The sequence below is a fragment of the Caldimonas taiwanensis NBRC 104434 genome, assembly GCF_001592165.1.
Classification (GTDB): Bacteria; Pseudomonadota; Gammaproteobacteria; order Burkholderiales; family Burkholderiaceae_C; genus Caldimonas; species Caldimonas manganoxidans.
In genome coordinates, this window is sequence record NZ_BCWK01000049.1 from 1 (window position 1) to 2,702 (window position 2,702).

Annotated in this window: 5 protein-coding genes and 1 pseudogene; 2 read left to right on the top strand and 4 right to left on the bottom strand. The window is 67.1% G+C overall.

Annotated features, from left to right (window positions below; translation table 11 throughout):
* Positions 1 to 188: DUF6441 family protein (locus tag CTA01S_RS15820; protein WP_232301105.1), on the top strand; the 188-nt coding region annotated here is incomplete at its 5' end.
* Between the two features lie 3 nt (positions 189 to 191).
* On the opposite strand, the gene CTA01S_RS15825 is transcribed toward CTA01S_RS15820, so the two are convergent.
* The 4 genes from CTA01S_RS15825 to CTA01S_RS15840 form a co-directional block, all read right to left on the bottom strand.
* Positions 192 to 692 carry a GNAT family N-acetyltransferase gene (locus CTA01S_RS15825; protein ID WP_062196817.1) on the bottom strand — a complete coding sequence of 167 codons (501 nt, stop codon included), beginning with the start codon at positions 690 to 692 and terminating at the stop codon, positions 192 to 194.
* On the bottom strand, positions 689 to 970 hold the full coding sequence (locus CTA01S_RS15830; protein WP_062196818.1) for a type II toxin-antitoxin system TacA family antitoxin: 282 nt from the start codon (positions 968 to 970) through the stop codon (positions 689 to 691). Before CTA01S_RS15830 ends, CTA01S_RS15825 begins: the two co-directional genes overlap by 4 nt.
* Before the next feature lie 80 nt (positions 971 to 1,050).
* Complete coding sequence (locus CTA01S_RS15835; protein WP_232301106.1) at positions 1,051 to 1,563, bottom strand: protein NO VEIN domain-containing protein; 513 nt, start codon at positions 1,561 to 1,563, stop codon at positions 1,051 to 1,053.
* 5 nt (positions 1,564 to 1,568) lie between these two features.
* Positions 1,569 to 1,829, bottom strand: coding sequence for a FitA-like ribbon-helix-helix domain-containing protein (locus CTA01S_RS15840; protein WP_371326105.1), 261 nt, complete (start codon positions 1,827 to 1,829; stop codon positions 1,569 to 1,571).
* An 88-nt stretch (positions 1,830 to 1,917) separates the two neighbouring features.
* On the opposite strand from CTA01S_RS15840, the pseudogene CTA01S_RS15845 reads away from it, so the two are divergent.
* Positions 1,918 to 2,702: pseudogene (locus tag CTA01S_RS15845) on the top strand (phage tail protein); the annotation flags it as partial.

The window sequence follows — 2,702 nt, forward strand, 5'->3', positions numbered from 1 at the left end:
TGGGCCGCTTCAAGCGCGCCGAGCGCGAGCGCCGCGGCGTCAAGCGCCTGCAGCGCGGCCAGGAGATCCCCATCGCCGTGCTGGTGCGGCGGGTGGATCTGAAGCGCCGGTTCGATCTCGCAGCAGGCGTGCAAGGCGCCTTGCCCAAGCTCGCTGCCGCGATCCGGCATGAGCTGGACAGGCTCTGAGGGTCAGAGCAGACCGCGCACCGTCGCCAGAGGCAAGAACAAGGTCAGCGGGGTCTCGGGCAGAGCGATGAACCCGTGGTGCCGGTAGAAGGCTGCGGCCGTCTCGTCCTTGGCATCGACCGTCAGCGCATAGGCGGCGATCTCCGCACGGGTTGCACGTGCCAGCGCGTCGGCCAGCAGCGCTCCGCCCAGACCCTGCCCCTGAAAGCGGCGATCGACCGCCAGACGTCCCATGCGCACGGCGGGGACGGTGGGATAGCGCGGCAGCTTCTTGGCGGTGCTCGGCGGCAAATCGGACAGCCACAGGCTGGCCGAGGCCAAGGTGTAATAGCCCGCGATGCAGCCATCCTCGGCAAGGGCCACGAAGCAAGCCGCAACGCGGCGGCGAACGTCCTGCGAGACCTGCTCGCGCAGGTAGCGGTTCAGCGCCGGGCTGTCGCAATCGAAGGCCGAGCGGTCGTGCGTGGCGTCCAGCGGCACCACGCGAAACGGCGCCCGGCTCATTCAGCGCGAAGCAGTTTGCGGCGACGCGTGAAGGCGCGCTTGAGTGCCGGGGCCAGCGCGGGCGGCGACAGCAAGGCTTGGGCGAAGCACTCCTGATCGGCGACCGAAAGACGGATGGCGGCTGCCTGCTCGATCGCACGCTGAGCGGCCTCCTGCACGGCGGCGACCACGAAGTCGGTCATCGTGCGACCTTGCAGTTCGGCGGCGCGCTTGAGTTGCGCATGCAGATCGGCACTGATGCGCGCTTCGAGCCGGGCGGTGGTGGGGTGGGCAGCCATAGGATGATCCTCCATGACTCCGACTATACGGCAATTTGCCGTACATCGCCAGTCAGGATGTGGGGGTGAAACAGGCGATTTCAGGCAGTGACCGGTTGGACACCGATGGCGCAGTAGGCGTCCAGGTAGCTCTCGGCCTCGATGAACTCGCCCACGGTGGCCACGTCATTCTCCTTGGTCCGGCCTTGCGGCTTGAAGTCGAGCGAGAGGTGATAGCTTTCGCTGTTCGGAAACTGGCCGTTGAAGTAGTAGTGCAGACCTCGGGCCACGACGGCGGCCGGGAACACGTACACCCGCGGCTCGCCTTGCGCCACGGCCAAGTCCACGCAGCAGATGAAGCGACGGTCGAGCGGGATCGCCTCTGCGTTGGGTTCGGCGTATTTCTTTTGCAGGATCCAGCGGCGCGAGTACTGCGCCGAGGACTTCACTTCGAGAAACGCCACATTGCCGACCTTGTCGAACACCAGAATGTCGTAGCCGATGGTGGTTCCCCACTGGAGGGTCACCATATAGCCGCGTTGGGTCAAGCGCGAGGCGACGAGGAATTCCCCGGCCAAACGGTTCAGGTTCTTCTTCTCATTGCTGACACGCACCCCCTTCACTCCAAATCGACCTCGCGCGGCAGGGATTGATCCCGCTGACGGAGCAGCGCCACTTCTGCATCGGTGATCTGCGCCTCACGCGCAACGGCGGTTAGAAGCGCGCCCAGGTTGGAAGGACTTTCGGTTCGGACGGCTGCTTCCAGGATGGCGCGCACCTCGGCTTCGAGGCTGCGCCCGTGCCGCACCGCGCGCTGGCGCAAGGCGCCGAGCACGGCATCAGACAGGTCGTCGATCGTCAGCACAGGCATGAGACGCATTGCACCACATCCCCACGTCAGTCGCCATGACAGCGAACGCCCGGAGCCTCTCGGCCCGAGTGCTTGATCCCGACACCCGTTCAGCACCATGACCGCCCGCGCCCAAATCCTCATCCGCGCTGTCGATGAGACGCGCAGCGCCTTCGACTCGATCAAGCGCGGCCTGGGCGGTCTGGCCGACGCGGCCAGGAGCGTCAACGGTGTGCTCGCCAACCTCGGTGTGGCGGTGTCCGTCGCCGGGCTCGGCGCGATGGTCAAGTCCGCACTCGACTCGGCCGATGCCCTCAACAAGCTCTCGCAGCGCGTCGGCATCACGGTGGAGGCGCTGTCTACCCTGATGCCGGCGGCCGAACTCTCGGGGGTGGCTGCGCAGACCTTCGAGACCGGGCTCAAGAAGCTCGCCACCTCGATGTTCGAGGCGGCTACCGGTTCGGAGGAGTCCGCCCGGCGCTTTGCCGCGCTCGGCGTGGCCTTCAAGAACCAGGACGGCACGCTGCGGGCCACCGACGCGGTGCTGCTCGATCTGGCCGAGCGCTTTGCGGCCATGCCCGACGGGGCGCAGAAGTCGGCGCTGGCCGTCGAACTCTTTGGCAAAAGCGGCGCCGAGCTGATCCCCTTCCTCAACCAGGGGCGCGAGGGCATCGCGGCGCTCACCGGCGAGATGCAAGCCCTGGGCGTGCAGATTGGCGGCGAGACCGCCGCGCAGGCCGAAGCCTTCAACGACGCCCTGGCCAAGGTGAAGCTGGCGACCACCAGCATCGCCAACCGGGTGATCGAGGCCTTCCTGCCGGCGATGAACGAGATGGCCGCCGGCATGGTCGAGTCGGCCAAGCAAGGCGGCGCCTTGCGCGCGGTGCTCGACGGCGTGGTGCT